The organism is Pseudomonas sp. S2_E01, from assembly GCF_054668365.1.
Map to the genome: position 1 here is coordinate 2,587,986 of NZ_CP162762.1, position 26,195 is coordinate 2,614,180.

A 26,195-nucleotide genomic window follows, 5' to 3' on the forward strand; every position below is an offset into this window, starting at 1 on the left:
CCATGAAAATCAGTGTATTTGGTAGCGGTTACGTTGGCCTGGTGCAGGCCGCAGTGCTGGCAGAAGTCGGCCACGACGTGGTTTGCATGGACATCGACGAGAAAAAAGTCGACCTGTTGCAACAGGGCCATGTAAGTATTTTCGAGCCGGGGCTGGCCAGCCTGGTGCGCGAAAGCCTGGAGGCCAGGCGGCTGCAGTTCACCACCGATGAGAAGCTCGCGGTGCAGCACGGCCAGGTGTTGTTCATCGCGGTGGGCACGCCCTCTCGGGACGATGGCTCGGCGGACCTGCAATACGTGCTGTCGGTGGGTGAAGCCGTGGCACGACATCGGGAACAGCCAGTGATTCTGGTGGAAAAATCCACCGTACCCGTGGGCACCGGCGACACCCTGAGAGAGCATATCGACAAATGCCTGCTCAAGGTCGGACGTTTGCTTCAGTTCGAGATCGTCTCCAACCCGGAGTTCTTGAAGGAGGGATCCGCGGTCGCCGATTGCCGGCGTCCGGACCGTATCGTCATCGGCTGCGAAAGCGATGAGGTGCGTGATGTGATGCGCGATTTGTATGCGCCGTTCAACCGCAACCATGACCGGATCATGTTCATGGACCTGCGCAGCGCCGAGCTCACCAAGTACGCGGCCAATTGCATGCTGGCGACCAAGATCAGCTTCATCAACCAGATCGCCGAACTGGCCGAACACCTGGGTGCGGACATCGAATCGGTACGCCTGGGCATCGGCGCCGACTCGCGTATTGGCTACCACTTCATCTACCCGGGCTGCGGTTACGGCGGCTCGTGTTTCCCCAAGGACATGCGCGCGCTGATCCACAGCGCCGAAGAGGCCCACTGCTCCAGCGACCTGCTGCAAGCGGTGGAAGCCATCAACCAGCGGCAGAAACACAAGCTGTTCGATCGCATCAACGCCTTCTTCAAGGGCGATCTTCGCGGCAAGACCTTCGCCGTGTGGGGCCTGGCGTTCAAACCCAACACCGATGACATGCGCGACGCGCCTAGCCGGGTGCTACTGGAGTCCCTGTGGACGGCCGGTGCCAATGTACGAGCGTTCGACCCGGAAGCCATGCAGGAAACCCAACAACTGTATCCCGACGAGAACAAGTTGATGCTGATGGGCACGCCCGAATCGGTGTTGTCAGGCGCCGATGCGTTGATCATCTGCACCGAATGGCAGCAGTTCAAGGCGCCGGATTTCAACTTGATCCGCCAGCGCCTCAAAGCCCCGGTGATCTTCGACGGCCGTAACCTGTACGACGCCGAACGCCTGGCTCGCAATGGATTTACTTACTTCCCGATGGGCCGTGGCGAGTCGCGCAACTTGCCCATACCGTATCAGCAGTGGCCGGTGGCGCAGGGAGTGGCCTAAGCCGTAGCTTTCAAATCAACACCCAAGGCGTGAGCAAAAGCTTTCACCAGAGGACTGCGCACGGTGTTGTGGCGCAGGATCAGATCGAACGGTGTCGCGATGTGGACCAGGTCCGGGCGCACCGCCCGAAGCTGCCCCTGCGCGACCATCGCCGCCGCATAGTGTTGCGGCAGAAAACCAATAAAACGCCCAGTCTTGACCAGTAATGCCACCGCCTCTACTTGAGTGGCGGACGCGGAAAAACTGTCATAACGCGCGAAGTTCAGTTTGTCGCGATGGATTGCATAACGGTGGTTCACACATTCGTAATCTTTAAGCATGTGACTGGCAATGTCGGCGTCCGGTAAATCGAATAGCGGATGGCCGACGGCGCAATAAACGTAGGAACGTTCTTCATACAGTTTGTAATAATCGAACTCTTCGCGTTTCTGGTAGACCGGCACGATGCCGGCCACCAGACGCCCTTCCACCACACCGCGTTCCACCTCATCCAGTTGCGAGGCCTGAATCTGAAACCTGACCTTCGGCGATGTTTCGTTAAGTTGTCTGAGGGCGGCAACTAACGGTGAATTATCATCTGTGATCGTGTTATCAATAACGCCTACGCCAAGGTCACCGATAAGTTCGTTCTGCGCCGAACTAAGCCGGTCTCTAAAGTTGTCGAAAGAGGCAAATAAATCAATGGAAGCCTGATAGACCAGGCGACCTTCTTCAGTGAGATGAAAACCTTCACGCCCGCGCGTACACAATCGCATGCCGATGCGAATTTCCAGGTCGGAAATCTGCTTGCTGATGGCGGCCAACCCCACATTCAGCTCGTTTTGCGCCGCACTGAAACCACCGGCCTCAACCACGGCCTTGAACACTTTCAGCAGTTTGAAATCCAGCCCGCTGAGGGCCAATGGCGCGCGGTAAGGCGTTTTTGGCGGCGGGTTTCCGGAATTGGAAAGTGGGGTTTCCATAATGCTCATTTACCTCAGACGCCATATTCAACAACCTGTGTCCAACAACAAAAACATAGCTGGCCTAATAATAATGAACACAGAAAATCTGGCTTTGCAACCGCCAAAAATTTCAGAACATCAGTGCCAGATCACTGGGTTCGAACTATTAAAAGCTGACGTTTCGATCAGCCTTCGCCCCTTTCGTAACTGCGCTTCTCCCCTGCCCTTGAACACCGTTTTGGTCTGACCACGCCCGGTCGATTTGTATCGATTTCGGCAACGGTTCCAGGCCTGGCATACCGATTTCAGCTCGCTTTACCGACGAGGAAAACAACAATGTCCCAAACCACCGAACGTCTCTGGGGTGCACGCTTCAAAAGCGGCCCGTCCGAAGCCCTGGCGGCCTTGTCCCGTTGCCCTGAACGTTACTTCCGTCTCACCCCCTACGACCTCGCCGGTTCCAAGGCCCACGCCCGTGAACTGCAACGCGCCGGGCTGCTGAGTGAGTCGGAAACCCAAGCCATGCTCGAAGCGCTGGAGCGCATTGGTGACGACTTCCGCGCCGGCAGTATCGCCCCGACCCTGGACGACGAAGACGTCCACACCTTCATCGAGCGTCTATTGACCGAACGCCTCGGCCCGCTGGGCGGCAAGCTGCGCGCCGGCCGCTCGCGCAACGACCAGACGGCCAATGACTTGCGCCTGTTCCTGCGTGACCACGTGCGCACCTTGACCGTTGAAGTGCTGGCCTTGCAGCAGGCTTTGGTCGAGCAGGCCGAACAGCACATCGAAAGCATCTGCCCGGGTTTCACTCACCTGCAACAGGCCCAGCCCATCGTTTTCGCCCACCACTTGTTGGCCCACGCTCAGTCGATGTTACGTGACGTGCAACGGCTGGTGGACTGGGACAACCGCACCTCGCTGTCACCACTGGGCGCAGCGGCTATGGCAGGTTCCGCCATTGCGCGCATGCCTCAACAGTCGGCCAAGGAAATGGGTTACAGCGGCGTTTGCGAAAACTCCATCGATGCCGTGGCCAGTCGCGATCACGTCGCTGAATTCCTGTTCATCGCCAGCATGCTGGGCATCAATATTTCCCGCCTTGCCGAAGAGTTTTGCCTGTGGTCTTCGCGGCAGTTCCGCTGGGTGGTACTGGACGATGCCTACGCCACCGGCAGTTCGATCATGCCGCAGAAGAAAAACCCGGACATCGCCGAACTGGCTCGGGGCAAAGCCGGCCGCCTGATCGGCAACCTCACCGGCCTGCTCTCCACGCTCAAGTCCCTGCCGCTGTCGTACAACCGCGACCTGAGCGAAGACAAACACGGCGTGCTCGACAGCGTCGATACCCTGCTGCTGGTACTGCCGGCCATGGCGGGAATGGTCGCGACCATGACCGTCAACGTCGAGGAGCTGCGGCGTCAGGCGCCACTGGGGTTCACCCTGGCCACCGAGGTCGCCGACTGGCTGGCGGTGCGCGGCGTACCGTTCAAGGAAGCACACGAAATCACCGGCGCGCTGGTCAAAGCCTGTGAGAAACACGACATCGAACTGTGGGAAGCCTCTCCGGCCCTGCTGGCTGAAGTCGATCAACGTCTCACCCCGCAAGTGCGCGACAGCTTGACCCTCGAAGCGGCCATCGCTGCGCGTAGCGGTTGGGGCGGGACCGCACCGCAACAGGTGCGCGAGCAGATCGGTCGCCTGAAAACCGCTCTCGCCGCTCAGCAGGCGTGGACCGAGAACTACCAGGGCTTTCGCCTCTGAAGCAAACACCTAGCCTTTTCTGTGGGAGCGAGCCTACTCGGGATGGTCCGTCAGTCGACACCGATTCAACAGTTACACCATCGCGAGCAGGCTCGCTCCCACAAGGGAGATGTGTTTGACCCGAATGAATTTGTACGGAGAAACACCATGAGCCAGACCCAGGCAGAGCGCCTCCAGGCGGAGCGCAAGCTGGCGGAAAACCAGTTCGATATCACCCAGTACGAGCACGTGCCCCGGCGTTACTACGGGCGGATCTTCTTTGCCACGGTGATCGTCATCGCAATCATCGGCCTGGTACGCGCGTTCGCCGAAGGCAAGATCGAATGGTCATACATTGGTCAGTTCCTCACTTCCCAGGCGATCATGTGGGGCCTGCTCAACACCATCGTCATGGCCGTACTCGCCATGGCCTTGGGGATTGTGTTCGGTGTGATCACCGCGATCATGCGCATGTCGGCCAACCCGATCCTGCGCTATGTGGCTTTGACCTACACCTGGCTGTTTCGCGGTACACCGCTGATCCTGCAACTGCTGTTGTGGTTCAACCTGGCGTTGATCTTTCCCACCATCGGCATCCCGGGCCTGTTCGCCATCGACACCGTGAGCCTGATGACGCCCTTCGTCGCCGCCCTCCTCGGCCTGAGCATAAACCAGGGCGCCTACACCGCCGAAGTGGTGCGTGCGGGTTTACTGTCGGTGGACACCGGACAATACGAAGCCGCCAAGTCGATCGGCATGCCGCGCTTGCAAGCGTTGCGCCGCATCATCCTGCCGCAGGCCATGCGCATCATCATCCCTCCGGTCGGCAACGAGTTCATCGGCATGGTGAAAATGACGTCCCTGGCGAGCGTCATCCAGTATTCGGAACTGCTCTACAACGCCCAGAACATCTACTACGCCAACGCCCGGGTGATGGAGCTGCTGATCGTCGCGGGCATCTGGTACCTGGCGACCGTCACCGTGCTGTCCTTCGGTCAAAGCCGTCTGGAGCGTCGTTTCGCTCGCGGCGCCGGCAAGCGTTCCTGAGGAGTCGAACATGAGAAACATCGTCAAGGCCGTGAGCCTGAACAAGTATTACGACCAGTTCCACGCGCTCAAGGACGTCAACATCGAAGTCGAGCAAGGCGAAGTGCTGTGCATCATCGGCCCGTCCGGCTCGGGCAAGAGCACTTTGCTGCGTTGCGTCAACCAGCTGGAAAAAATCGACAAGGGCGGCCTCTGGGTCGACGGCGAACTGGTGGGTTACCGCATCGTCGGCAACAAGCTGCACGAACTGACCGAGACCCAGATTGCCCGGCAACGCCTGTCCACCGGCATGGTGTTCCAGCGCTTCAACCTGTTTCCGCACATGACTGTGCTGCAAAACATCATCGAGGGGCCTTGCCAGGTACTCAAGCGCTCGCCCAAGGAGGCGCACGAAGAGGCCGTGGAATTGCTCGCCCGTGTCGGCCTGGCCGACAAACGCAACAGCTATCCGATCGAACTCTCGGGGGGTCAGCAACAACGTGTGGCCATCGCCCGCGCGCTGGCCATGCGCCCCAAGCTGATGCTGTTCGATGAACCCACTTCGGCACTCGACCCGGAACTGGTCGGAGAGGTGCTGTCGGTGATGCGCGACCTTGCGCAGACCGGCATGACCATGATCGTCGTTACCCATGAACTGGGCTTCGCCCGTGAGGTTTCAAACCGCATGGTGTTCATGGACGGCGGGCAGATCGTGGAGGCAGGAAGCCCCGAAGAAATACTAATAAGTCCGCAAAACCCGCGCACCCAAAGCTTCATTTCTGCCGTTCGAACCTGAGCGCCGGTTGGCGTCCACAACACACATAAGAGAACGACCCATGAAGAATTTCGTTATCCCAGCAGTACTCGCAGGCGTCATGGCTTCCAGCTTGAGCTTCGCCGCCGAGTTGCCCGCCAGCATCAAGGAAAAGGGCGAGATTGTCGTCGCCATCATGCCGAACTATCCGCCGATGGATTTCAAGGACCCGGCCACCAACCAGTTGACCGGCTTGGACTATGACCTGGGCAATGCGCTGGCCGAACGTCTGGGCATCAAGATCAAATGGCAGGAAACCGGCTTCGAGCAGATGATCAACGCGCTCACCACCGACCGTGTCGACATGGTCCTGTCGGGCATGACGGACACTGCAGAACGTCAGGCCAGCGTGACCTTCGTCGACTACTTCACCAGCGGCCCGCAGTTCTACACCTTGCAGAAAAACAAGGACACCAACGAGATCGTTGACCTGTGCGGCAAGAAAGTCGGCACCAGCCGCCGTACGACCTTCCCGGCAGAAATCGCCGAGTGGAGCAAGGCCAATTGCGAAGCGGCGGGCAAACCTGCGATCAACGTGGTCGGCACCGAAGGCTCGGCCGATGCCCGCGCGCAACTGCGTCAAAGCCGCATTGATGCAGCCATGCAGGGCAGCGAAACCCTGCCGTACCTCAAGACCCAAGAGAAGGACATGTACAAGACCGTCGGCCTGCCGATCTCGTCGCAGTTCACGGGTCTGGGCGTTAGCAAGAAAAAACCGGAGCTGAGCGAAGCGGTGAAAGTCGCGTTGCAGAGCATGATTGACGATGGCAGCTACCAGGCAATCCTGAAGAAATGGGACCTGGAACTGGGCGCGATCAAGACGGTAACCATCAACGCCGGCAAGTAATCACCACCGACCACTGCAGGAGCGGGCAAGCCCGCTCCTGCAGACAACTGGAGCACCACAATGTCCTCCTCCCCCCTGTGGCCTGCGCCATACAAAGCCTGTCTTGCCCTGGCGTTCGACCTCGACGGCCCCACCGGCGATGCGATGCTCAATGGCTCGATCTGGCGCAAGCCCGAGTATTTCGGTTTTGGTGGTTACGGCCCTTATCGCGCCCTGCCGCGTTTGCTCGATTTGCTCGATGACTTTCGCATCCCCACCACGTTCTTCGTCCCGGCCTGGGTCGTGGAAAACTGGCCGACGCAGTGTCAGGCGATTGTCGAGCGCGGGCATGAGGTGGCGTATCACGGCTACAAACACGAATCCTTTTACGCCCTGACGCTGGACCAGCAGAAGGACGTGATGAAGCGCAGCCGCGAGGTGTTCTGGAACCACCTGAACATCCGTGCCGAAGGTTTCCGCACCCCCTCTGGCGATTGGCGCGCCGAGACGCCGGCAATGCTGGTCGAAGCTGGCGTGACCTATTCCAGCAGCATGCGCGGTGATGATCGCCCGTACCTGGTGCCAGTGCCCGGTTTCGACACGCCGTTGGTTGAAATCCCCGGACGCTGGGAAATGGACGATTACGCTTCGCTGGCCTATACGCGTGCGCCGGATTTCCCCTCGGGCCTGGACCGCACGGCCAGTTACGAGTTGACGCTCGATAACTGGTGTCGCGAATACGATGGCGCCATGGATGAAGGCTTGTGCCTGACCACCCTGTTCCATCCCAAGATCACTGGCAAGCCGGGACGCATCCTGTTGCTGGAAAAACTCTTCGAACACATGCGCCAGCGCGACGACGTGTGGTTCGCCACTTGCCGCGATGTCGCCCAGTGGTGGCTCAAGGAGCATCACCATGGCTGATCCCGTGTACTGGCCCGAGGGCTACCGCTGCGCCGTCGTACTGACGGTCGATTACAACGATATCCACGGTATCTTGACCCAGGCCCCGGAAGTCGCCGGGCGCGACAAGACCTTGTCGGTGTGGCGCTACGGCACCCAACGAGGCGTCGATCGGCTTCTGGGCCTGTTCGACGAACTGAAGGTGCGCAGCAGTTGGTTCATCCCCGGCATCGTTGCCGAGGAAAACCCGCAGCATATCCAGGCGATTCAGGCCGCCGGGCACGAGATTGCCAGCGCCGGCTATCGCCATCAGAACTACGACACGCTCGACCTTGCCCAGCAACGAGAGGAAATCGCCCGCGGTTGCGCAGCGCTGCAAGCGCTGACCGGTCGGGCCCCCAGCGGGTTTCGCATTCCGGCGGGCAACGGCGCGCCCGGTTTTATCCAGGCCCTTGGCGAATCCGGCATCCGCTGGTCGTCGTCGTGGCGTGGCGATGATCTGCCATTTGCCCACCCGACGGCTCCCGAGGTCATCGAGCTGCCTTTGCACTATGAACTGGAGGATGAGCCCTACTTTGCCTTCAACCTGAGCCCGGCAGTGCCGCCCGCGCAATCGCGGATCGCCTCCTACAGCCACACCCTGGGCAATCTCCAGATGGACTTCGCCGGGTTTCATCGTTTCGGCCTGTGTTATGTGTTGCGCCTGCACCCCGAGATCATGGGTACGCCTGGGCGAATCGGCGTTTTGCGCGAGTTGCTGCAAGGCATCCAGCAACATGAGGACGTGTGGATCGCTACAGGTGAAGAGGTCGCGCAATGGTGGGCGGACTCCGCACCGCCCCCCACCGAAGACCATCCAGCTTCGGTATACGAGCGCCACTATCGGGATTACCTTCCATGACCCAACGCATGCACCGGCTGGCGCAGTTTTGCGTCGAGACACGTTTTGACGACTTGCCGCCGGCGCTGGTGGCCCAAGCCAGACGTCACATACTGGACACCTTCGGTGCGGCACTGGCCGGTGCCGACAGCGATATCGCCCGTCAAGCACGAGAGGTATTCGAAGGCGAAACAGGGAATTGCCTGGTCTGGGGCAGTGATCGGCACTTGAGCGTCGCGCAGGCGGCAATGCTCAACGGCGTGGCCGCCCATGCGCTGGAGGTGGACGACACCGGTGGTTGCGATCACTCCGGTGCGGTGGTCCTGCCCGCGGCCATGGCGGCGGTATCGATGGCGCCCGGCCCGGTCAGCGGCCGCGAACTGATCACGGCAGTCGTGCTGGGTTATGAAGTCGGACGGCGGGTGCTCGAAGCCTGTGGGGGTTACTCGGCGCACAACGGTGCCGGATGGCATTCCACCGCCACCTGCGGCGTGTTCGGCGCTGCGGCGGCCAGTGCGCGGATTCTCGGTCTGGACACCAGGCAGACACTTGCTGCGCTGGGCATCGCCGGCAGCTTCAGCGGGGGTTTGTGGGCATTTATCCATGACGGCTCGCAAAGCAAACGACTCCACAGTGGCCGGGCGGCCGAAGGTGGATTGCTCGCGGCACGATTCGCCAGGCAAGGCATCAGTGGGCCGACGAAGCTGTTCGACGATGTCTGGGGCGGCTTCCTCAAGACGCTGGCGGCGCATACCGCGGCCACTGAAGCACTGGATGCGGATCTCGGCATTGTCTGGAAACTCGCGCGCTGTTCGATCAAGCCCCACGCGTCCTGCCGTGGCACCCATTCGGCAATCGATGCGCTGGGGCTGCTCCTGCACCAATTGCAGGTCGGTGCCGAGCAGGTCGAAGACATCGAAGTTTCACTGTGCGGTTTTCTGTACGACATGTGCGGTGCCCAGGATGTGAGCACGCTGGCCGCCTCGCAAATGAGCCTGCGTTACGCGCTCGTTGCGCGCCTGGTTCACGGGCATTGCAGGCTACAAGCTTATGACGACGCTGCGCGCAGGGATCCACGAATCGAACATTGGTTGGCACGCATCCGCCTTGAAGTGGACCCTCAACTGTCCGAGGATGGCGAGCCCGTGGTCAGCCTGCGCACCGTGGACGGTCGACAGGCACGTCTTTGCGTGGACCCACCTCTGGGCGCACCGGGTAATCCCTTGAGTGATGCGGCGCTGGAAGAGAAATTTTTCAGCCTGGCACAACGGGTCATTGCGCGTGAGCAGGCTGAAGGTTTGTTGGGACAATTAGCGCGACTGGAAACCCTGGAGTCGGTCGAATCGCTCGAACGGTGGTTGCGATGAAAGGGTTACTGGCTGATCCGAGATCGTCGCGAGCAGGCTCGCGATAAAAGCACCTCGGTTACGAGACGAACAACAATCATCTGAATAAGGACATCCGCCCAACCGTGGCCACTTACTCGCTCGTCATCCGCCGCCTGATGATTGTTTCATTGACCATTGTCGTCAGCCGCGCCATCACCAGCCCGTTGCTCACGTTGTTCCTGAGCAACAAACTGGGCCTCAACCAACAGGACGTTGGTCTGCTGTTGGGCATCGCCGTGTTCATCGCCACCCTGCTGGCGCTGTACGGCGGCTACATCATTGACCGCCTGGAAAAACGCCGGTTGTTGATCCTGGCCATGTTGTCCAGCGCCATCGGTTTTGTGCTGCTGACCTTCGCTGAAAACCTTTACCTGACCACCCTGACGTTGGTGATCACAGAGACGGCCTCTGCGCTGTTCCTGATCGGTTCCAAGGCAATTCTCAGCGAAAACCTGCCTGTGGGCCAACGCGCCAAGGCGTTTTCCCTACGCTACACCTTGACCAACATTGGCTACGCCACGGGCCCGATGCTCGGGGTGGTGATCGCCGGGGTGTATCCGATAGCCCCCTTTTTGATCGCGGGTGCCATTGCGTTCGGCAGCATTTTCCTGATGAGCGGAATTCCCAGCGACTCAGCCCCGCCCCCCGCAGTCGGTCAGCCCCAGAGTTTCATGAAAACCCTGATCACCCTCAAGAACGACCGCACGCTGATCATGTTCACCTGTGGCTGTCTGCTCAGCACCGTGGTACACGGGCGGTTCACACTGTACCTGTCGCAATACCTGTTGGTGGTCGAGGACTCCAAACGCGCCCTGCAAACCATGGCGGCCTTGCTGGCCTGCAATGCAATCACCGTGATCCTGCTGCAATACCAGATCGGCCGTTTCCTCAAGCGTGAGCAACTGCGTTATTGGATTGCCGGCGGCACCAGCCTGTTCATTCTCGGCCTGATTGGCTTCAGTTTCGCCAATAGCCTGGTGACCTGGTGCCTGGCGATGTTCATTTTCACCCTCGGTGAAATGATCATTTACCCGGCGGAATTTCTGTTCGTTGACACGCTGGCGCCTGAAGAACTGCGGGGCAGCTACTACGGCGCCCAGAACCTGGCGGCGCTGGGCGGTGCCTTGAGCCCAGTGATCTGCGGTTTCCTGCTCATGCACACGCCGGCACCCACCATGTTCTACGCCCTTAGCGTATTGACGGCGATGGGTGGGTCGTTGTGCTTCTTGAGCGGTCGACGTGTCGCCTTACAGCAAAATTTGTGAACTCAAGCAGCATTAATATGAATTAGTCAGCATCCCCAATGAACGGCACACTGTGTCTCGTTCCTCCCCCAATAGTTGGAACTTCTTCAAGGGCTTTCTGGATATCCCAGCTAAGCCTTTTTTTTGCCTCGATTTTTGCTAGGGATCGTTTGCCCAATGTTCGCTCGCTGGTTCCCCGCTGCCATCAACACCCGCCCCTCTGAATGGAGCCGCGCCGCCATCGGCATGGCGCTTGGCACGCTGTTCAGCGTCTGGCTGTGTGGACAATTCTTTGGCATGGAGGTCGCGCAGCATCTGATCGGGCCACTGGGGGCGTCGGCGGTGTTGTTGTTCGCGGTGTCCTCAGGAGCGTTGGCCCAACCCTGGTCGATCATCGGCGGTTATCTGACCGCCGGTGTCGTGGCACTGTTGGCGGCTCATGTGCTCGGACGGACGCTGAGCAGCGCATGCCTGGCCGCCGGCATGGCGCTGATCCTGATGTGCTGGCTGCGCTGTCTGCACCCACCCGCCGGCGCAGTGGCCTTATTGATGGTCCTGGCCGACCCGGCGACCATCGCCATGGATTGGAAAGCCATGGCGCCATTGATGCTGTGTGCAGGGACGATGCTGGTCAGCGCCATTGCGTACAACAACCTGACGCGCATCCGTTACCCCAAGAACGCCAGTGAACCCGCGGCACGAGTGCCCGCCGACATGCCGGTGGACAGCCAGTCGATCACCGCAGAGGATCTGAAACATGCCTTGGCGCAGATGGAAGCGTTCATCGACGTGACGCCGGAAGACTTGGAAAAATTGATTCAGACCAGTGAGTTACACGCCAAACGTCGCAGTATTGGTGAGGTGTTGAGCCGTACTACGGTTTAACAGTTCCCCGCCTCTGTAGGAGCGAGCATGCTCGCGATGGTCGTCAACGATAACGCTGGCAGCCTGATGCCCCGCGGTGTCATTGCTACCATCGCGAGCATGCTCGCTCCTACAGAGGCTTGGTGTCATTGGCTCATGCAAAAATGCAGGATCCACCTGCATTTATCTCCGTTGTACATCACAAAATTGCACTGGTACGATCCATGATCGCTCGCACGCGAGCTACTGAATAAAAAACAATAAAAGCAGGGAGTTAGTGATGACTGCTCAGGTTTCTTCTCCGAGGACTTCGTCCATGGATGCCACGCCAATTGAAGTGCTGGCCGAGGTTCGCAACCATATTGGTCACCTGACCCTCAACCGTCCCGCCGGCCTTAACGCCATCACGCTGAACATGGTCCGCCTGCTGCAGCGCCAGCTCGATGCCTGGGCCAAAGACCCTCAGATCCATGCCGTGGCCCTGCGCGGGGCTGGCGAGAAAGCCTTCTGCGCCGGCGGCGACATTCGATCGCTGCATGACAGTTTCAAAAGCGGCGACACCCTGCACGAGGACTTCTTCGTCGAGGAGTACGCCCTCGACCTGACTATCCACCACTATCGCAAACCGGTCCTGGCCTTGATGGACGGTTTTGTTCTGGGCGGCGGCATGGGCCTGGTGCAAGGCGCCGACTTGCGTGTCGTGACCGAAAAGAGCCGACTGGCGATGCCCGAAGTCGGGATTGGCTATTTTCCGGACGTCGGCGGCAGCTATTTCCTGCCGCGCATTCCAGGTGAGCTGGGCATTTACCTGGGCGTCAGCGGCGTTCAGGTGCGTGCGGCCGATGCGCTGTATTGCGGGCTGGCTGATTGGTACCTGGACAGCGAAAAACTGGGCACCCTCGACGAGCTTCTCGATCACCTTGAGTGGCAGGACTCGCCACTCAAGGACCTGCAAGGTCTGCTGGCGCGACTGGCGGTACAGCAATTGCCCGACGCCCCCTTGAGCAAGTTGCGTCCGGCCATCGACCACTTCTTCGCCCTGCCCGACGTGCCGAGTATTGTGGAGCAATTGCGCGAAGTCACTGTTGCCGACAGCCATGAATGGGCATTGACCACAGCGGACCTGCTGGAGACCCGCTCACCGTTGGCCATGGGTGTGACCCTGGAAATGCTGCGACGAGGTCGCCAACTGAGCCTGGAAGACTGCTTCGCTCTTGAGTTGCACCTGGACCGCCAGTGGTTCGAGCGTGGCGACCTGATCGAAGGCGTGCGCGCCTTGCTGATCGACAAAGACAAGAACCCACGCTGGAACCCGCCCACTCTGCAGGCGCTGGACGCCGAGCACGTGGCCAGTTTCTTCAGCGGCTTCGACCAGATCGGGAATTGAGCCATGCACGATATAGAATTGAGTGAAGAGCAAGTCATGATCCGCGACATGGCCCGGGACTTTGCCCGTGGCGAGATCGCCCCCCACGCCCAGGCCTGGGAAAAGGCAGGCTGGATCGACGACGCGCTGGTGGCAAAAATGGGCGAGCTGGGCTTGCTGGGTATGGTGGTGCCCGAAGAATGGGGCGGCACCTACGTCGACTACGTCGCCTACGCCCTTGCGGTGGAAGAGATTTCCGCTGGCGATGGCGCCACCGGCGCATTCATGAGCATCCACAATTCGGTGGGCTGCGGCCCGGTGCTCAACTACGGCACCGAGGAACAGAAACGGACCTGGCTGGCGGATCTGGCCAGCGGGCAGACCATCGGCTGCTTTTGCCTGACCGAGCCCCAGGCCGGTTCCGAAGCGCATAACCTGCGCACCCGCGCCGAACTGCGTGACGGCCAGTGGGTGATCAACGGTGCCAAGCAGTTTGTCAGCAACGGCAAACGCGCCAAGCTGGCTATCGTGTTCGCGGTGACCGATCCAGACCTGGGCAAACGCGGTATCTCGGCGTTCCTGGTGCCAACCGATACCCCGGGTTTCATCGTTGACCGTACCGAACACAAGATGGGCATTCGCGCTTCCGACACCTGTGCCGTAACCCTGAACGATTGCACCATTGCCGAGGCCAACCTGCTCGGCGAACGCGGCAAGGGGCTGGCGATTGCCCTGTCCAACCTCGAGGGCGGTCGCATCGGCATCGCCGCGCAAGCCCTGGGCATCGCCCGTGCGGCGTTCGAAGCGGCACTGGCCTATTCCCGTGACCGCGTGCAGTTCGCCAAGCCGATCATCGAGCACCAGAGCATCGCCAATATGCTCGCGGACATGCAGGTGCAGATCAACGCTGCACGCCTGCTGATCCTCCACGCCGCCCGCCTGCGCAGTGCCGGCAAACCGTGCCTGTCAGAGGCATCGCAAGCCAAGCTGTTCGCCTCCGAGATGGCCGAGAAGGTCTGCTCGTCGGCCATCCAGATTCATGGCGGGTATGGGTATCTTGAGGATTACCCGGTCGAGAAGTACTACCGGGATGCGCGCATTACCCAGATCTATGAGGGGTCGAGCGAGATTCAGCGAATGGTAATTGCCCGCGAGCTCAAAAATTACCTGATCTGAGCCCCCAAAAGCATCGCGGGCAAGCCCGCTCCTACAAGGGTGCTCAATGTTGATGAGATCCCTGTGGGAGCGGGCTTGCCCGCGAAAGCGTCCGAAAGAGCGCTACATCACTTCCCGACGAACTGCGCCTCGCGCTTGCCAATAAACGCCGCCATCCCTTCCTTCTGATCCTGGGTGGCAAACGCCGCATGAAACACCCGACGCTCGAAGCGCACGCCTTCGGACAGGCTCACTTCAAAGGCACGGTTGACGCTTTCCTTGACCATCATCGCAATCGGCAGCGACTTGCTGGCGATCAGCGACGCGACCTTCAGTGCTTCCTCCAGCAGTTCGTCGCTAGGCACGATACGCGCAACGATCCCGCAGCGTTCCGCTTCCACGGCATCAATCAAGCGGCCGCTCAGGCACATTTCCATGGCCTTGGCCTTGCCCACGGCACGGGTCAGGCGCTGGGTGCCGCCCATGCCCGGCAGCACGCCGAGGTTGATTTCCGGCTGGCCGAATTTGGCGTTGTCGCCGGCCAGGATGAAATCGCACATCAGCGCCAGTTCACATCCGCCACCCAGGGCAAAACCGTTGACGGCAGCAATGATGGGCTTGCGACGGTTGGCCACCCGATCACTGTCACTGAACAGGTCGTCAAGGTAGATCTGCGGGTAGGTCAGCTCGGCCATTTCCTTGATGTCGGCACCGGCGGCGAAGGCTTTCTTCGAGCCGGTCAGCACGATACAGCCGATGTTCGCGTCTTTCTCCAGGCCGTCGAGGGCGTGGTTCAGTTCGCTGACGATCTGAGCATTCAGCGCGTTGAGCGCCTGCGGACGGTTCAGCGTGATCAGGCCGACGCGGCCGTGGGTTTCCAGCAAAATCGTTTCGTAACTCACAAATGAACTCCTTCTTAAAGATTGCGCGAAATGACCATGCGTTGAATGTCGCTGGTGCCTTCATAGATTTGACAGACCCGCACGTCGCGGTAGATGCGCTCCAGCGGGAAGTCGTTCAGGTAACCGTATCCACCGAGGGTTTGCAACGCGGCGGAGCAGACTTTCTCGGCCATTTCGGACGCGAACAGCTTGGCCATCGAGGCTTCCACCAACGCCGGCTTGCCGCTGTCACGCAGCGCCGCCGCGTAATGCACCATCTGCCGCGCGACGGCGATCTGGGTGGCCATGTCCGCCAGGCGGAAGGCTACGGCCTGATGCTCGATGATCGGCTTGCCGAAGCTCTCGCGTTCTCGGGCGTAATCACGGGCTGCTTCGAACGCTGCGCGCGCCATGCCCACCGACTGCGAGGCGATGCCGACGCGGCCGCCTTCAAGGTTGGCCAGGGCAATTTTGTAGCCCTCACCCTCCTCGCCCAAGCGGTTGGCCACCGGCACCTTGACGTCCTCGAAGAGGATCTGGCAGGTGTCCGAGGCGTGCTGGCCGAGTTTCTCCTCGACCCTTGCAACGCTGTAGCCCGGTGAGTCGGTGGGCACGATCAACGCGGTGATCCCGCGTTTGCCCGCGCTTGGGTCGGTCACCGCAAACACGATCACCACCCCGGCGTTCTGCCCGGAGGTGATGAATTGCTTGCTGCCGTTGAGCACATAGTGATCGCCTTCCAGGCGCGCGCGGGTTTTCAGGCCGCTGGCATCGGAGCCGGCTTGTGGTTCGGTCAAGGCAAAGGCGCCGAGCATCGCGCCGCTGGCCAGGGGCTTGAGGAAGCGTTCTTTCTGATCATCGTTGCCGTAGTTGAGGATCGGCACGCAACCTACCGAGTTGTGCACGCTCATGATGGTCGAGCAGGCGCCATCGCCGGCTGCGATTTCCTCCAGCGCCATGGCATAGGCCAGGTAACCGGTGTCGCAACCGCCCCACTGTTCCGGCACCAGCATGCCGAAAAAACCCAGTTCGGCCATCTCGCCGATGGCTTCCCTGGGGAACCGATGCTCGCGGTCCCACTCGGCGGCAAAAGGCTTCAGCCGCTCCTGGGCAAACTGCCGGGCGGCGTCGCTGATTTGGTGTTGTTCGTCGTTGGGGATCATGACGGGTCCTTAAAAAATTATGCTGAAGGCAAACCTCCCTGTAGGAGCGAGCATGCTCGCGATGGTGGCTCAGGCACCGCTGGCATTCAGACTGCCCGCGTCATCGTTGACGACCATCGCGAGCATGCTCGCTCCTACAGGAGGGTGGGGTTACCTCAGGAGAGGCATTCCACCGCCATCGCCGTCGCTTCGCCGCCGCCGATGCAGATCGCCGCCACGCCGCGTTTCAGGCCCTTCTGGCGCAGTGCCGAGAGCAGCGTCACGAGGATTCGTGCGCCGGAGGCGCCAATCGGGTGGCCCAGGGCGCAGGCGCCGCCGTGGACGTTGAGTTTTTCGTGGGGGATTTCCAGATGGGTCATCGCCGCCATGCCAACCACGGCGAACGCTTCGTTGACTTCAATCAGGTCCACGTCATTGAGCGACCAGCCGGTTTTCTTCATCAGTTTCTTGATCGCGCCAATCGGTGCCACCGGGAACAGGCCCGGGGTGTCGGCAAAGGCGGCATGGCCGTGTATCACCGCCAGCGGTTTGAGGCCTCTTTTGGCGGCTTCGGAACGGCGCATGAGTACCAGCGCCGCCGCACCGTCGGAGATTGAACTCGAGTTGGCCGCTGTCACGGTGCCGCCTTCGCGGAACGCCGGTTTCAGGGAGGCGATCTTGTCCAGCCTGGCTTTGGGCGGCTGTTCGTCGTTGCTGATCTGCACCTGTTCCTTGCCGACGGTCACGACCAGCGGAACAATTTCGTCCTTGAAACTGCCATTCTTGATTGCCTGCTGCGCACGCGTAGTGGACGCAATGGCGAACGCGTCCTGGGCCTGACGGGTGAATCCGTTGGTTTCGGCGCAATCCTCAGCGAAGGTGCCCATCAGGCGTCCCTTGTCGTAGGCATCTTCCAGGCCGTCGAGGAACATCGAGTCGAGCACACGGCCATGGCCCATGCGGTAACCCGCACGAGCGCGGTCCAGCAGGTATGGCGCATTGGACATGCTTTCCATGCCACCGGCAATGACCACTTCGGCGCTCCCGGCCAGTAGCATGTCGTGGGCCAGGATCGCCGCCTCCATGCCGGAGCCGCACATTTTGTTCAGGGTGGTGCAACGGGTCGATTTATCCAGCCCGGCGCCCAGCGCAGCCTGACGAGCCGGCGCCTGGCCGAGGCCCGCCGGCAGGACGCAACCCATCAACACTTCATCGACGGTATCGGGTGCGACACCGGCTCGCTCAACCGCCGCGCGAATCGCGGCGGCGCCCAGTTGTGGCGCGGTGAGGCTCTTGAGTTCGCCCTGGAAGCCACCCATTGGGGTGCGCACGGCGCTGACGATGACAATCGGATCATTGTTCATGACTCATCCTCTTACTTGGCAGCCATGCGCAAGGCACCGTCGAGACGGATCACCTCGCCATTGAGCATGCTGTTTTCAATGATATGCCTGACCAGCGCAGCATACTCGTCCGGTTTGCCCAAGCGCGGCGGGAAGGGTACGCCCGCGGCCAGTGAATCGCGCACTTCGGGAGTCATGCCAGCCATCATCGGAGTTTCGAAAATGCCCGGCGCAATGGTCATGACGCGAATGCCAAAGCGCGCCAGTTCACGGGCGGCGGGCAGGGTCAGGCTGACGATCGCCCCTTTGGACGCGGCGTAGGCCGCCTGGCCGATCTGGCCGTCGTAAGCCGCCGCCGAAGCGGTGTTGATGATCACGCCACGTTCGCCATCTGCATCCGGCTCGGTTTCGGCAATCGCCTGGGACGCCAGGCGCAGCATGTTGAAACTGCCGATCAGGTTGACGTTGATCACCTGGCTGAAACTGCCCAGCGCATGCGGGCCGTTCTTGCCGAGGATCTTCTCGCCACGCACGATGCCGGCGCAGTTGATCAGGCCGTTGAGCCCGCCGAAGGCCTGGACCGTGGCTTGCACCGCCGCTTCGGCAGCCGCCTCGTTACTGATGTCGGCCACCACGCTTTGTGCGCCCAGGCGCTCGGCCTGGGCCGCGACGGCTTCGGCGTTCATGTCCACCAGCATCACTTTGGCGCCGGCGGCGACCAGCATCTGCGCCGTGGCCGCACCGAGGCCGGAAGCGCCGCCGGTGACGAGAAAAACCTTGTTTTGAATCCGCATCATGGTTTCCTTGGGTTCAAGCTGAAACGTTCTTCGCCGCGGCCTCTTGAGCCTTGGCGATTTCCTGGTTGCGCAAGATAAAGCGCTGCAATTTGCCGCTTGGGGTTTTCGGCAACTCGCTGACAAATTCGATTTCACGGGGATACGAGTGCGCGGCCAGGCGCTTGCGCACGTGTTGGCGCAGCTCTTCTGCCAGCTCGGGCGCGGCACGATACTGGGCGCTGAGCACCACAAAGGCCTTGACCAGTTCGGTGCGCTCCGGGTCGGGCTTGCCCACCACGGCCGCTTCCACCACCGCCGGGTGCTCGATCAACGCGCTTTCCACGTCGAACGGACCCACCCGGTAGCCGGAGGTGGTAATCACGTCGTCGCTGCGCCCGACAAAGCTGATGCTGCCGTCCGGGTTCCACTCCACGGTATCGCCGCTCAAGTAGTAGTTGCCGACGAAGGCCTTGGTTGGGACGCCTTCATAGCCGGCGAACCAGCACATCGGCGACTGGGTGCGGTCGATGGCAAGGATGCCGGGCTGGCCGACGCCCAGTTCCTGGTAGTTATCGTCCAGCACCACGATACGGTGGCCCGGCGAGGCAAAGCCGGCGGCCCCCAGATGGATTGGGTGTTCGAGGCCGTGGTGGTTGCACAGGACCATGCCCAGTTCGGTCTGGCCGTAATGATCGTGGATGACCACGCCAAGGTTGTCGGCGAACCAGCGGATCACCTCCGGGTTCAGCGGCTCGCCGGCGCTGCTGACGATGCGCAGCTTGCCCTTGATCGATTTGGCGAACTCATTGCCCCCGGCGATCAGCAGGCGGTAAGCCGTCGGCGACCCGGTGAGGTTGGTGATCCCATATTTGTTGATCACTCGGCAGGTGCTTTCCAGCGTGAACGGGCCATCGTAGAAGGTGATCGGATGACCCAAGCCCATAGGGCCGGTCACGCCGAAGTAAATGCCATAGGCCCAGCCCGGGTCGGCAACGTTCCAGAAGGCGTCTTCCGGACGCAGGTCGACGGCGTCACGGGTGTAGCTCTGGAACGCGACAATGGCCTTGAGCGGCACCGACAGTGCTTTCGACGGGCCAGTGGTGCCCGAGGTGAACATCAACAGGAACGGGTCTTCGCCCGTCAGCATGACCGGCTCGCATTTGGCGGGATAATTGGCAAGCTCTGCCCAGAAACTGAAATCACCGCGCACAATGCCCTGGCCCTTCGGACCGCCGACGCTGACGATGGTGGGGCAATCGGCGACTTCCGCCAGTTTCGGACGGTTGACGGCATCCGTGACCACCACCTTGGCGCCGGAGCAGCCCAAACGGTGCTCGATGGCCTTGGGCCCGAATGCGGTGAACAGCGGTTGATACACCGCGCCGATGCGCCAGGTGGCGAAGACGGTGATCAACAGCTCGATATTGCGCGGCAGCAGGCCGGCGACCTTGTCGCCCTTGCCCACGCCCTGGGCCAACAGGAAATTGGCGAAGCGCGCGGCTTGCTCCTGCAATTCGCTGAAGGTGTACGTCGCGCTGGCACCCTCGCGCCCTTCCCAGAACAACGCGATACGCCCGGGCAACGCATGCCGGTCGCAACACTCGACGCAGGCATTGAGGGCCGTCAGGTCACCCGCCAGTGCGGCGTCAACGGTGTGCTGATAATTGAACTGTGAGGTGGCAGACAAGTAATCGCGCATCGGCAGAATCCCTCTGTATTTTTATTAGGTTGGGGGAACCGTAAAAACCAGGGAAATACTCGCTCCGTGTGCGGTGGCGGGCAATGGTCAAACCTATCAAGTTGCTTGACTGGTTTGGCCAAGGGTTTGGAGGTGGGGTGTTTTTCGGGCCTCATCGCCGGCAAGCCAGCTCCTACAGAGGCCACGATCATCTGTGGGAGCGGGCTTGCGAAAGGGCGACTCAATCCACCTCGTTGAGGATCAAACTCCGGTAATGCCCCGGATTGGACCCCGACCACTTGCGAAACGCCTTGTAAAACGAACTCGCATCGGCAAACCCCAGTCGGGTGGCGATCTCGGCGAAACTGATGCTCGGTTCCGCCAGCCAGCCAATCGCCAACTCCTTGCGTACGCTGTCCTTGAGGCCTTGATAGGTCTGGCCCTCCTCCGCCAGTCGCCGACGCAATGTCGAAGCCGACATGCACAATTGCTGTGCCAGCGGCTCGGTTTCCGGCCATTGCTGGGCGGGCAAATGCCGCAGGTCCTGCTTGATCCGGCTGGCCAGGCTTTGCGGGTCGCGGTACTTGACCAGGATGTTCGCCGGCGCCTCGGCCAGGAATCGTTTGAGTTCGTCGGGCGTGCGCTTGATCGGCAGGTCCAGGCAGTCGGCGGAGATAATCATCCGCGTGCGTGGGCGCTCGAAACGCAGGTTTTCCGAGAACATCACCCGGTAATCGTCGCAAAAGTCCGGCTCGCAACAACGCAGCTCGATCGCCAGGATGGGAATCCGCCGCCCGGCCAGCCAGCAGGCCACGCCGTGCACGATCATCCAGTAGGTGAAATAGGTAAAAGCACGGCGCGGGTCCTGCTCATCTTCGAACAGGACGATTTCCGCCAGGCTTTGCTGGCGTACCAGTTGCGCTGGCAAGTGTTCGAGCATCAACGACAAAAATTCCAGGGCCGAGGTCAGGCCGGCCGCCAAGCTGGGCTGAATCATCGAACTGCGACACAGAAACGCCAGGCTCCCGGACTTGAGCTTGCGCGGGTCCATGCCGAAAAACTCATCATCGCGCCGCCGCGCCAGCAGGCGCCACAGGCGCGCGTAAGCCGTGGCCGGGACGCGGGCTTCGGGTGCCTCCAGCAAGGTTGGATCGATGCCGACCTTGGTCAACACCTCCCGTGTAGCTGCCCCCGGTTCGCAACTTTGCGAAAGCGCTTCACGCACGAGTTGCATGGAAATGGTGTCTTTTGCCGACATTAAACAACCGTTACCTGGATAGCCTGGATGGCCGGCATATTAGCTGATTCACCCTGCCTCCCACATAAGTAGAGAGGGCATCGTCCTTTTTCTTATGCGTTCAGCTTAGGTTCAGGTAAATGTCAATGATTGCCATTTGGGAATGAGTGTCATTATGTTACAACTTAGCACCCTATCAATTGCTGACACGGTGCTGAATGCTTGTTCCCTTCCTGATCATGTTGCGCGAGGGCATTGAAGCCGCGCTGATCGTTGGCATCATTGCCAGTTACCTCCAGCAAACCGGGCGCGGACAGTGGATGCCCGCCGTGTGGATCGGCGTGTTCCTCGCCGCCGCGCTGGCCTTGTTGGTGGGTGGCGGCCTGGAACTGGTCAGCGCCGAGTTCCCGCAAAAACAACAGGAGCTGTTCGAAGGCGTGGTCGGCCTGGTGGCGGTCGGCATCCTCAGCTCCATGGTCTTCTGGATGCGCAAGGTGGCGCGTTCGATCAAGCATTCGCTGCATGAGTCGCTCGATCACGCACTCGCCGGTTCCAGACACCAGGTCACCGCTTTGATCGCCATGGTGTTCTTCGCCGTCGCCCGTGAAGGGCTGGAAACGGTGTTTTTCCTGCTCGCCGTGTTTCAACAGAGCGAAGGCCCGGGCGCGCCGATCGGTGCCCTGCTTGGCCTGATCCTGGCGATCGTCGTCGGCTTTTTGATCTACAGCGGCAGCATGCGCCTGAACCTCGGCGCATTCTTTCGCTGGACCGGCCTGTTCATCCTGGTGGTGGCCGCCGGCATTCTCGCCAACTCGGTACAGGCCCTGCATGAAGCCGGTGTCTGGAACCACCTGCAAACCGTACTTTTCGACTTCAGCGCCGCCCTGCCGATGGACAGCCCGCTGGGGTCGGTGCTGGCCGGCATGTTCGGTTACCAGGAAGCGCCGACGGTGAGCACGTTGGGTGCGTATCTGATTTATCTGGTGGTGGCGTTGGTGGGGTTTTTTCTCCCGGCCTCCGCCAATCCCAACTGTAGGAGCGAGCACGTCGAGGCGTCGAACCGTCGCGATGGTCGTTAACGATGACGCGGGATACCTGATTCACGGCGGCGTCTGAAAGTCCATCGCGGGCAAGCCCGCTCCCACAGGGGCCTGTCTGTCGCACCCATATTTGTTTAATCGATAAGGGCCCTCATGCCAAATCAATCCCCACCCCAAGCCTCCCCTCCCCGCGCGCTGCGCTGGGCGGTGGCCGGTTCGGTGATCGTGATGATCGCCGCCGGTGGCTTGTTCTACTACGCCTCGAAGATGGCCGCGGCCAAACGCCAGGCCAATCATGACGAAGTGCTGGTGACTATCCATCCGCACAGCTGTGAACCGAATGCACTGACGGTGCCGGCAGGTCGCGCCAGTTTCCGAATCGTCAACCGCTCGGACCGGGCCGTTGAATGGGAAATACTCGACGGTGTGCTGGTGGTCGAGGAACGGGAGAACATTGCCCCCGGTTTGAGCCAGGTGATCAACGCCAACCTGCTGCCCGGCGATTACGCGATCACCTGCGGCCTGCTCAGCAACCCGCGCGGCACCCTGCACGTGACACCGACCGCCGCGTCCGACGCCGCCGCCAAGGCCAAGCCGTCGATGGTGGCGTTCGTTGGGCCGCTGTCGGAGTTCCGGGTGTACCTGAGCAGCCAGGGCACGGCGTTGATCAAATCGGTCACCGCGCTCGAGCAGGCCATCCAGGCCGGCGACCTGGCCCAGGCGCAAGCCCTTTACGTCCCGGCCCGCGTAGCCTATCAACGTTTGGCCCCGGCCGCGCAACGCCTGGCCGAGCTGGATAACCGCATCAACGCCCGCGCCGACTACTTTGAAAAACGCGAGCAGGACCTCGGCTTCAGCGGGTTCCACCGCGTGGAGTACGCGCTGTTCCAACAACGCAACCTCGACGGCCTGAAGCCGATTGCCCAGCAGTTGCTGGCCGATGTCACCACGCTCAAGCAACAACTGCTGGCCCAATCGCTGCCCCCCGAACAACTGGTCAGCATTCTGGTTCGCAACCTCAACAACCTGGGTGACGTACGCGCCAGCAGCGGCGAAGAAGAGCGCTACAGCCACACCGACCTCGACGGATTCGCCGGCAACCTCGACGCGGTGCGCAAGGCTGTCGACCTGTTGCGCCCGTTGCTGGGCAAATCCGCCGCCGATCTGCTGCCGACACTCGATAGCGCGGTGGCTGATCTTGATGCCGAACTGGACCGTTTCAAGGTCAACGACGGCTACGCCCGCTACGACAGCATCAGCGCCGACCAGCGCAAACAGATCGCCGACAAGGCCAAGGCACTGGCCCATGCACTCGACGCCATTGATCCCGCCCTCGGCCTTTCCGGCCTGTAGCAGAAGAGTTAGCAGATGAACGAATTGAACCTTCAACGTCGCCGAGTATTGATGGGCATGGGCGCCGCTGGTGTGGCGCTGGCCGGTTCGGCCTTGAGCTGCCCGGCCATGGCCGCCAGCCCCGCACAAGTCACCGAGGCGCCGAGCAGCGACCGCACCGAAGATCGCCACGATTTTCACGGCCTGCACCAGAGCGGCATCGTCACCCCGCGTCCGACCTCCGGCATGCTCGTCTCATTCGATGTACTGGCCAGCGACCGCGAAGACCTGGAGCGACTGTTCCGTACCCTCAACGAACGCATTGCCTTCCTGATGAAGGGCGGTCCGGTGCCCCAGGTGGATCCGAAACTGCCGCCAGTGGATTCCGGGATTCTTGGCCCGGTGGTCACGCCGGACAACTTGACCATCACCGTATCTGTGGGTGACTCGCTGTTCGACGAGCGCTTTGGCCTCGCCGCCGCCAAGCCCAGGCGCCTTAGCCGCATGGTCGGTTTTCCCAACGACGCGCTGGAGGCCGATTGCTGCCACGGCGACCTCAGCCTGCAGTTCTGCGCCAATACCGCCGATACCAACATCCATGCCCTGCGCGACATCGTGAAAAACCTGCCGGACCTGCTGCTGGTGCGTTGGAAGCAGGAAGGCAGTGTGCCGCCCCAAGCCCCGGCGAAACCGGGCGTGCCGGCCCAGAGTGCGCGCAACTTCCTGGGTTTTCGCGATGGCTCGGCCAACCCGGACTCCCACGACAGCACCACCATGGACCGCGTCGTCTGGCTGCAACCGGGCAGCGATGAGCCGGCCTGGGCCGCCCATGGCAGCTATCAGGCGGTGCGCATCATCCGCAATTTCGTCGAGCGCTGGGATCGCACGCCGTTGCAGGAACAGGAAAGCATACTTGGACGCGTCAAAAGCAGTGGCGCCCCCATGGGAGGCGCCCTTGAAACCGAGGTGCCGAACTACGCCAGTGACCCCGAAGGCAAACTGACCAAGCTCGACGCCCACATCCGCCTGGCCAACCCGCGTACCCCAGCCAGCCAGGCCAACCTGATCCTGCGCCGGCCCTTCAACTACTCCAACGGCGTGAACAAGAACGGCCAATTGGACATGGGCCTGTTGTTCATCTGTTACCAGGCCGACCTGGAAAAAGGCTTCATCACCGTACAGACCCGACTCAACGGCGAGCCGCTGGAGGAATACCTCAAGCCGGTCGGCGGCGGGTATTTCTTCACCCTGCCGGGTGTCACGGGCGACCAGGACTTCATCGGCCGCTCGCTGCTGCACGCCACACAACCGACAAAAACCGCCTGAACACACAGCCCCAACGGAGCCCGCTCATGAGAAAGTCGCCACTCGCCCTACTGCTGACCCTTGGTTTGCTCAATACCCCTTTTTCGGCTTTCGCAGGCACGGCGCCGCTGGAGTTGGTGGGGCCGATCTCGGACTACAAGATTTACGTCACCGAGCAACTGGACGAACTGGCCAGCCACACCCAGCAATTCACCGACGCGGTGAAAAAAGGTGACCTGGCCACCGCGCAGAAACTCTACGCACCCACCCGGGTTTACTACGAATCGATCGAGCCGATTGCCGAACTGTTCAGTGACCTGGACGCGTCCATCGACTCCCGTGTCGACGACCACGAAAAAGGCGTGAAAGCCGAAGATTTTACCGGTTTCCACCGCATCGAGTATTCGTTGTTTTCCGAGAAGAGCACCCAAGGCCTGGGCGAGCTGGCCGATGGCTTGAACAAAGACGTCAAGGACCTGCAAACCCGGGTCGCGGGCCTGACCTTCCCGCCCGAGAAAGTTGTCGGTGGCGCAGCGGCGCTGCTGGAGGAAGTGGCGGCGACCAAGATCTCCGGCGAGGAAGACCGCTACAGCCACACCGACCTGTATGACTTCCAGGGCAATATCGACGGTGCGAAGAAAATCGTCGACCTGTTCCGTCCGCAGATCGAGAAACAGGATGCCGCCTTCATCGCCAAGGTCGACAAGAACTTCGCCACGGTGAACAAGACCCTGGCCAAGTATCGGACGAAGGACGGTGGTTTTGAAACCTACGACAAGGTGAAGGAAAGCGATCGCAAGGCGCTGGTCGGGCCGGTCAATACCCTGGCCGAAGACTTGTCGACATTGCGCGGGAAGTTGGGGCTGAACTAAGCCTCAGATCGCCTTCGCGGGCAAGCCCGCGATGAGGCCAGCCGTCCCAACATC

The 26,195-nt window shown here is 61.1% G+C and carries 23 protein-coding genes; 16 read left to right on the forward strand and 7 right to left on the reverse strand.

Translation table 11 applies throughout. The features are described 5' to 3' along the window. Window positions 1-2 precede the first annotated feature (2 nt). Window positions 3-1,382, forward strand: coding sequence for a UDP-glucose dehydrogenase family protein (locus AB4O36_RS11795; RefSeq protein ID WP_460141838.1), 1,380 nt, complete (start codon window positions 3-5; stop codon window positions 1,380-1,382). Here AB4O36_RS11795 and AB4O36_RS11800 read toward each other — a convergent pair. Further along, window positions 1,379-2,344, reverse strand: coding sequence for a LysR family transcriptional regulator (locus tag AB4O36_RS11800; RefSeq protein WP_460142137.1), 966 nt, complete (start codon window positions 2,342-2,344; stop codon window positions 1,379-1,381). The genes AB4O36_RS11795 and AB4O36_RS11800 overlap by 4 nt on opposite strands. 318 nt (window positions 2,345-2,662) lie before the next feature. Between AB4O36_RS11800 and argH the strand changes: the two genes are divergently transcribed. From argH to AB4O36_RS11855, 11 genes are all read left to right on the forward strand, one after another. Next, a complete protein-coding gene (gene argH / locus AB4O36_RS11805) occupies window positions 2,663-4,090 on the forward strand; it encodes an argininosuccinate lyase (protein ID WP_460141839.1) in 1,428 nt (475 codons plus the stop codon). 147 nt (window positions 4,091-4,237) lie between these two features. Continuing rightward, the gene (locus tag AB4O36_RS11810; protein ID WP_460141840.1) at window positions 4,238-5,116 is read left to right on the forward strand and encodes an amino acid ABC transporter permease; all 879 of its coding nucleotides are present in this window, start codon (window positions 4,238-4,240) and stop codon (window positions 5,114-5,116) included. 10 nt (window positions 5,117-5,126) lie between these two features. Beyond that, window positions 5,127-5,891, forward strand: coding sequence for an amino acid ABC transporter ATP-binding protein (locus AB4O36_RS11815; protein ID WP_460141841.1), 765 nt, complete (start codon window positions 5,127-5,129; stop codon window positions 5,889-5,891). A gap of 40 nt (window positions 5,892-5,931) precedes the next feature. Beyond that, window positions 5,932-6,756, forward strand: a complete 825-nt coding sequence (locus AB4O36_RS11820; protein ID WP_460141842.1) for an ABC transporter substrate-binding protein — start codon at window positions 5,932-5,934, stop codon at window positions 6,754-6,756. A gap of 60 nt (window positions 6,757-6,816) precedes the next feature. Next, entirely contained in the window at window positions 6,817-7,659 is an 843-nt protein-coding gene (locus AB4O36_RS11825; RefSeq protein ID WP_460141843.1) for a polysaccharide deacetylase family protein, read from the forward strand. Then, a complete protein-coding gene (locus AB4O36_RS11830) occupies window positions 7,652-8,539 on the forward strand; it encodes a polysaccharide deacetylase family protein (RefSeq protein WP_460141844.1) in 888 nt (295 codons plus the stop codon). The genes AB4O36_RS11825 and AB4O36_RS11830 overlap by 8 nt, the downstream gene beginning before the upstream one ends. Beyond that, window positions 8,536-9,885, forward strand: coding sequence for an MmgE/PrpD family protein (locus AB4O36_RS11835; RefSeq protein ID WP_460141845.1), 1,350 nt, complete (start codon window positions 8,536-8,538; stop codon window positions 9,883-9,885). Before AB4O36_RS11830 ends, AB4O36_RS11835 begins: the two co-directional genes overlap by 4 nt. Window positions 9,886-9,989: 104 nt before the next feature. Next, on the forward strand, window positions 9,990-11,171 hold the full coding sequence (locus AB4O36_RS11840) for an MFS transporter (protein ID WP_460141846.1): 1,182 nt from the start codon (window positions 9,990-9,992) through the stop codon (window positions 11,169-11,171). Window positions 11,172-11,327: 156 nt separating this feature from the next. Further along, window positions 11,328-12,035: an HPP family protein gene (locus tag AB4O36_RS11845; RefSeq protein ID WP_460141847.1), complete on the forward strand. Its 708-nt coding sequence runs from the start codon at window positions 11,328-11,330 to the stop codon at window positions 12,033-12,035. Between the two features lie 259 nt (window positions 12,036-12,294). Continuing rightward, the gene (locus tag AB4O36_RS11850; RefSeq protein WP_460125271.1) at window positions 12,295-13,401 is read left to right on the forward strand and encodes an enoyl-CoA hydratase/isomerase family protein; all 1,107 of its coding nucleotides are present in this window, start codon (window positions 12,295-12,297) and stop codon (window positions 13,399-13,401) included. Window positions 13,402-13,404: 3 nt separating this feature from the next. Continuing rightward, window positions 13,405-14,556 carry an acyl-CoA dehydrogenase family protein gene (locus tag AB4O36_RS11855; protein WP_460125274.1) on the forward strand — a complete coding sequence of 384 codons (1,152 nt, stop codon included), beginning with the start codon at window positions 13,405-13,407 and terminating at the stop codon, window positions 14,554-14,556. A gap of 107 nt (window positions 14,557-14,663) precedes the next feature. Here the strand turns inward: AB4O36_RS11855 and AB4O36_RS11860 are convergent, their stop codons facing one another. The 6 genes from AB4O36_RS11860 to AB4O36_RS11885 all read right to left on the reverse strand — a co-directional run bounded on the left by AB4O36_RS11860 (window position 14,664) and on the right by AB4O36_RS11885 (window position 21,613). Then, window positions 14,664-15,437, reverse strand: a complete 774-nt coding sequence (locus AB4O36_RS11860; protein WP_460125276.1) for an enoyl-CoA hydratase — start codon at window positions 15,435-15,437, stop codon at window positions 14,664-14,666. A gap of 14 nt (window positions 15,438-15,451) precedes the next feature. Further along, window positions 15,452-16,579, reverse strand: coding sequence for an acyl-CoA dehydrogenase (locus tag AB4O36_RS11865; RefSeq protein WP_460125278.1), 1,128 nt, complete (start codon window positions 16,577-16,579; stop codon window positions 15,452-15,454). A 155-nt stretch (window positions 16,580-16,734) separates the two neighbouring features. After that, a complete protein-coding gene (locus tag AB4O36_RS11870) occupies window positions 16,735-17,922 on the reverse strand; it encodes an acetyl-CoA C-acyltransferase (protein ID WP_460141848.1) in 1,188 nt (395 codons plus the stop codon). A gap of 11 nt (window positions 17,923-17,933) precedes the next feature. Beyond that, complete coding sequence (locus AB4O36_RS11875; protein WP_460125284.1) at window positions 17,934-18,695, reverse strand: SDR family NAD(P)-dependent oxidoreductase; 762 nt, start codon at window positions 18,693-18,695, stop codon at window positions 17,934-17,936. Window positions 18,696-18,711: 16 nt separating this feature from the next. Further along, the gene (locus AB4O36_RS11880) at window positions 18,712-20,376 is read right to left on the reverse strand and encodes an AMP-binding protein (protein ID WP_460141849.1); all 1,665 of its coding nucleotides are present in this window, start codon (window positions 20,374-20,376) and stop codon (window positions 18,712-18,714) included. A 220-nt stretch (window positions 20,377-20,596) separates the two neighbouring features. Next, entirely contained in the window at window positions 20,597-21,613 is a 1,017-nt protein-coding gene (locus tag AB4O36_RS11885; protein WP_460141850.1) for an AraC family transcriptional regulator, read from the reverse strand. Window positions 21,614-21,810: 197 nt separating this feature from the next. Here AB4O36_RS11885 and efeU point away from each other — a divergent pair, with 197 nt between their 5' ends. From efeU to efeO (AB4O36_RS11905), 4 genes are all read left to right on the forward strand, one after another. After that, complete coding sequence (efeU, locus tag AB4O36_RS11890) at window positions 21,811-22,671, forward strand: iron uptake transporter permease EfeU (RefSeq protein ID WP_460125291.1); 861 nt, start codon at window positions 21,811-21,813, stop codon at window positions 22,669-22,671. 114 nt (window positions 22,672-22,785) lie between these two features. Continuing rightward, window positions 22,786-23,985 (forward strand): iron uptake system protein EfeO, encoded by a 1,200-nt coding sequence (efeO, locus tag AB4O36_RS11895; protein ID WP_460125294.1) that lies wholly within the window; start codon window positions 22,786-22,788, stop codon window positions 23,983-23,985. A 15-nt stretch (window positions 23,986-24,000) separates the two neighbouring features. Beyond that, entirely contained in the window at window positions 24,001-25,290 is a 1,290-nt protein-coding gene (gene efeB / locus AB4O36_RS11900; protein ID WP_460141851.1) for an iron uptake transporter deferrochelatase/peroxidase subunit, read from the forward strand. A 26-nt stretch (window positions 25,291-25,316) separates the two neighbouring features. Then, a complete protein-coding gene (gene efeO, locus AB4O36_RS11905; RefSeq protein ID WP_460141852.1) occupies window positions 25,317-26,141 on the forward strand; it encodes an iron uptake system protein EfeO in 825 nt (274 codons plus the stop codon). The last annotated feature ends 54 nt before the right edge of the window (window positions 26,142-26,195 follow it).

Excerpts from the sequence above, each read along its gene's own strand:
- AB4O36_RS11795 (WP_460141838.1), top strand. The coding sequence starts at position 3 with ATGAAAATCAGTGTATTTGGTAGCGGTTACGTTGGCCTGGTGCAGGCC.
- AB4O36_RS11800 (WP_460142137.1), bottom strand. The coding sequence starts at position 2,344 with ATGGAAACCCCACTTTCCAATTCCGGAAACCCGCCGCCAAAAACGCCT.
- argH (WP_460141839.1), top strand. The coding sequence starts at position 2,663 with ATGTCCCAAACCACCGAACGTCTCTGGGGTGCACGCTTCAAAAGCGGC.
- AB4O36_RS11810 (WP_460141840.1), top strand. The coding sequence starts at position 4,238 with ATGAGCCAGACCCAGGCAGAGCGCCTCCAGGCGGAGCGCAAGCTGGCG.
- AB4O36_RS11815 (WP_460141841.1), top strand. The coding sequence starts at position 5,127 with ATGAGAAACATCGTCAAGGCCGTGAGCCTGAACAAGTATTACGACCAG.
- AB4O36_RS11820 (WP_460141842.1), top strand. The coding sequence starts at position 5,932 with ATGAAGAATTTCGTTATCCCAGCAGTACTCGCAGGCGTCATGGCTTCC.
- AB4O36_RS11825 (WP_460141843.1), top strand. The coding sequence starts at position 6,817 with ATGTCCTCCTCCCCCCTGTGGCCTGCGCCATACAAAGCCTGTCTTGCC.
- AB4O36_RS11830 (WP_460141844.1), top strand. The coding sequence starts at position 7,652 with ATGGCTGATCCCGTGTACTGGCCCGAGGGCTACCGCTGCGCCGTCGTA.
- AB4O36_RS11835 (WP_460141845.1), top strand. The coding sequence starts at position 8,536 with ATGACCCAACGCATGCACCGGCTGGCGCAGTTTTGCGTCGAGACACGT.
- AB4O36_RS11845 (WP_460141847.1), top strand. The coding sequence starts at position 11,328 with ATGTTCGCTCGCTGGTTCCCCGCTGCCATCAACACCCGCCCCTCTGAA.
- AB4O36_RS11850 (WP_460125271.1), top strand. The coding sequence starts at position 12,295 with ATGACTGCTCAGGTTTCTTCTCCGAGGACTTCGTCCATGGATGCCACG.
- AB4O36_RS11855 (WP_460125274.1), top strand. The coding sequence starts at position 13,405 with ATGCACGATATAGAATTGAGTGAAGAGCAAGTCATGATCCGCGACATG.
- AB4O36_RS11865 (WP_460125278.1), bottom strand. The coding sequence starts at position 16,579 with ATGATCCCCAACGACGAACAACACCAAATCAGCGACGCCGCCCGGCAG.
- AB4O36_RS11870 (WP_460141848.1), bottom strand. The coding sequence starts at position 17,922 with ATGAACAATGATCCGATTGTCATCGTCAGCGCCGTGCGCACCCCAATG.
- AB4O36_RS11875 (WP_460125284.1), bottom strand. The coding sequence starts at position 18,695 with ATGCGGATTCAAAACAAGGTTTTTCTCGTCACCGGCGGCGCTTCCGGC.
- AB4O36_RS11880 (WP_460141849.1), bottom strand. The coding sequence starts at position 20,376 with ATGCGCGATTACTTGTCTGCCACCTCACAGTTCAATTATCAGCACACC.
- AB4O36_RS11885 (WP_460141850.1), bottom strand. The coding sequence starts at position 21,613 with ATGTCGGCAAAAGACACCATTTCCATGCAACTCGTGCGTGAAGCGCTT.
- efeU (WP_460125291.1), top strand. The coding sequence starts at position 21,811 with ATGCTTGTTCCCTTCCTGATCATGTTGCGCGAGGGCATTGAAGCCGCG.
- efeO (WP_460125294.1), top strand. The coding sequence starts at position 22,786 with ATGCCAAATCAATCCCCACCCCAAGCCTCCCCTCCCCGCGCGCTGCGC.
- efeB (WP_460141851.1), top strand. The coding sequence starts at position 24,001 with ATGAACGAATTGAACCTTCAACGTCGCCGAGTATTGATGGGCATGGGC.
- efeO (WP_460141852.1), top strand. The coding sequence starts at position 25,317 with ATGAGAAAGTCGCCACTCGCCCTACTGCTGACCCTTGGTTTGCTCAAT.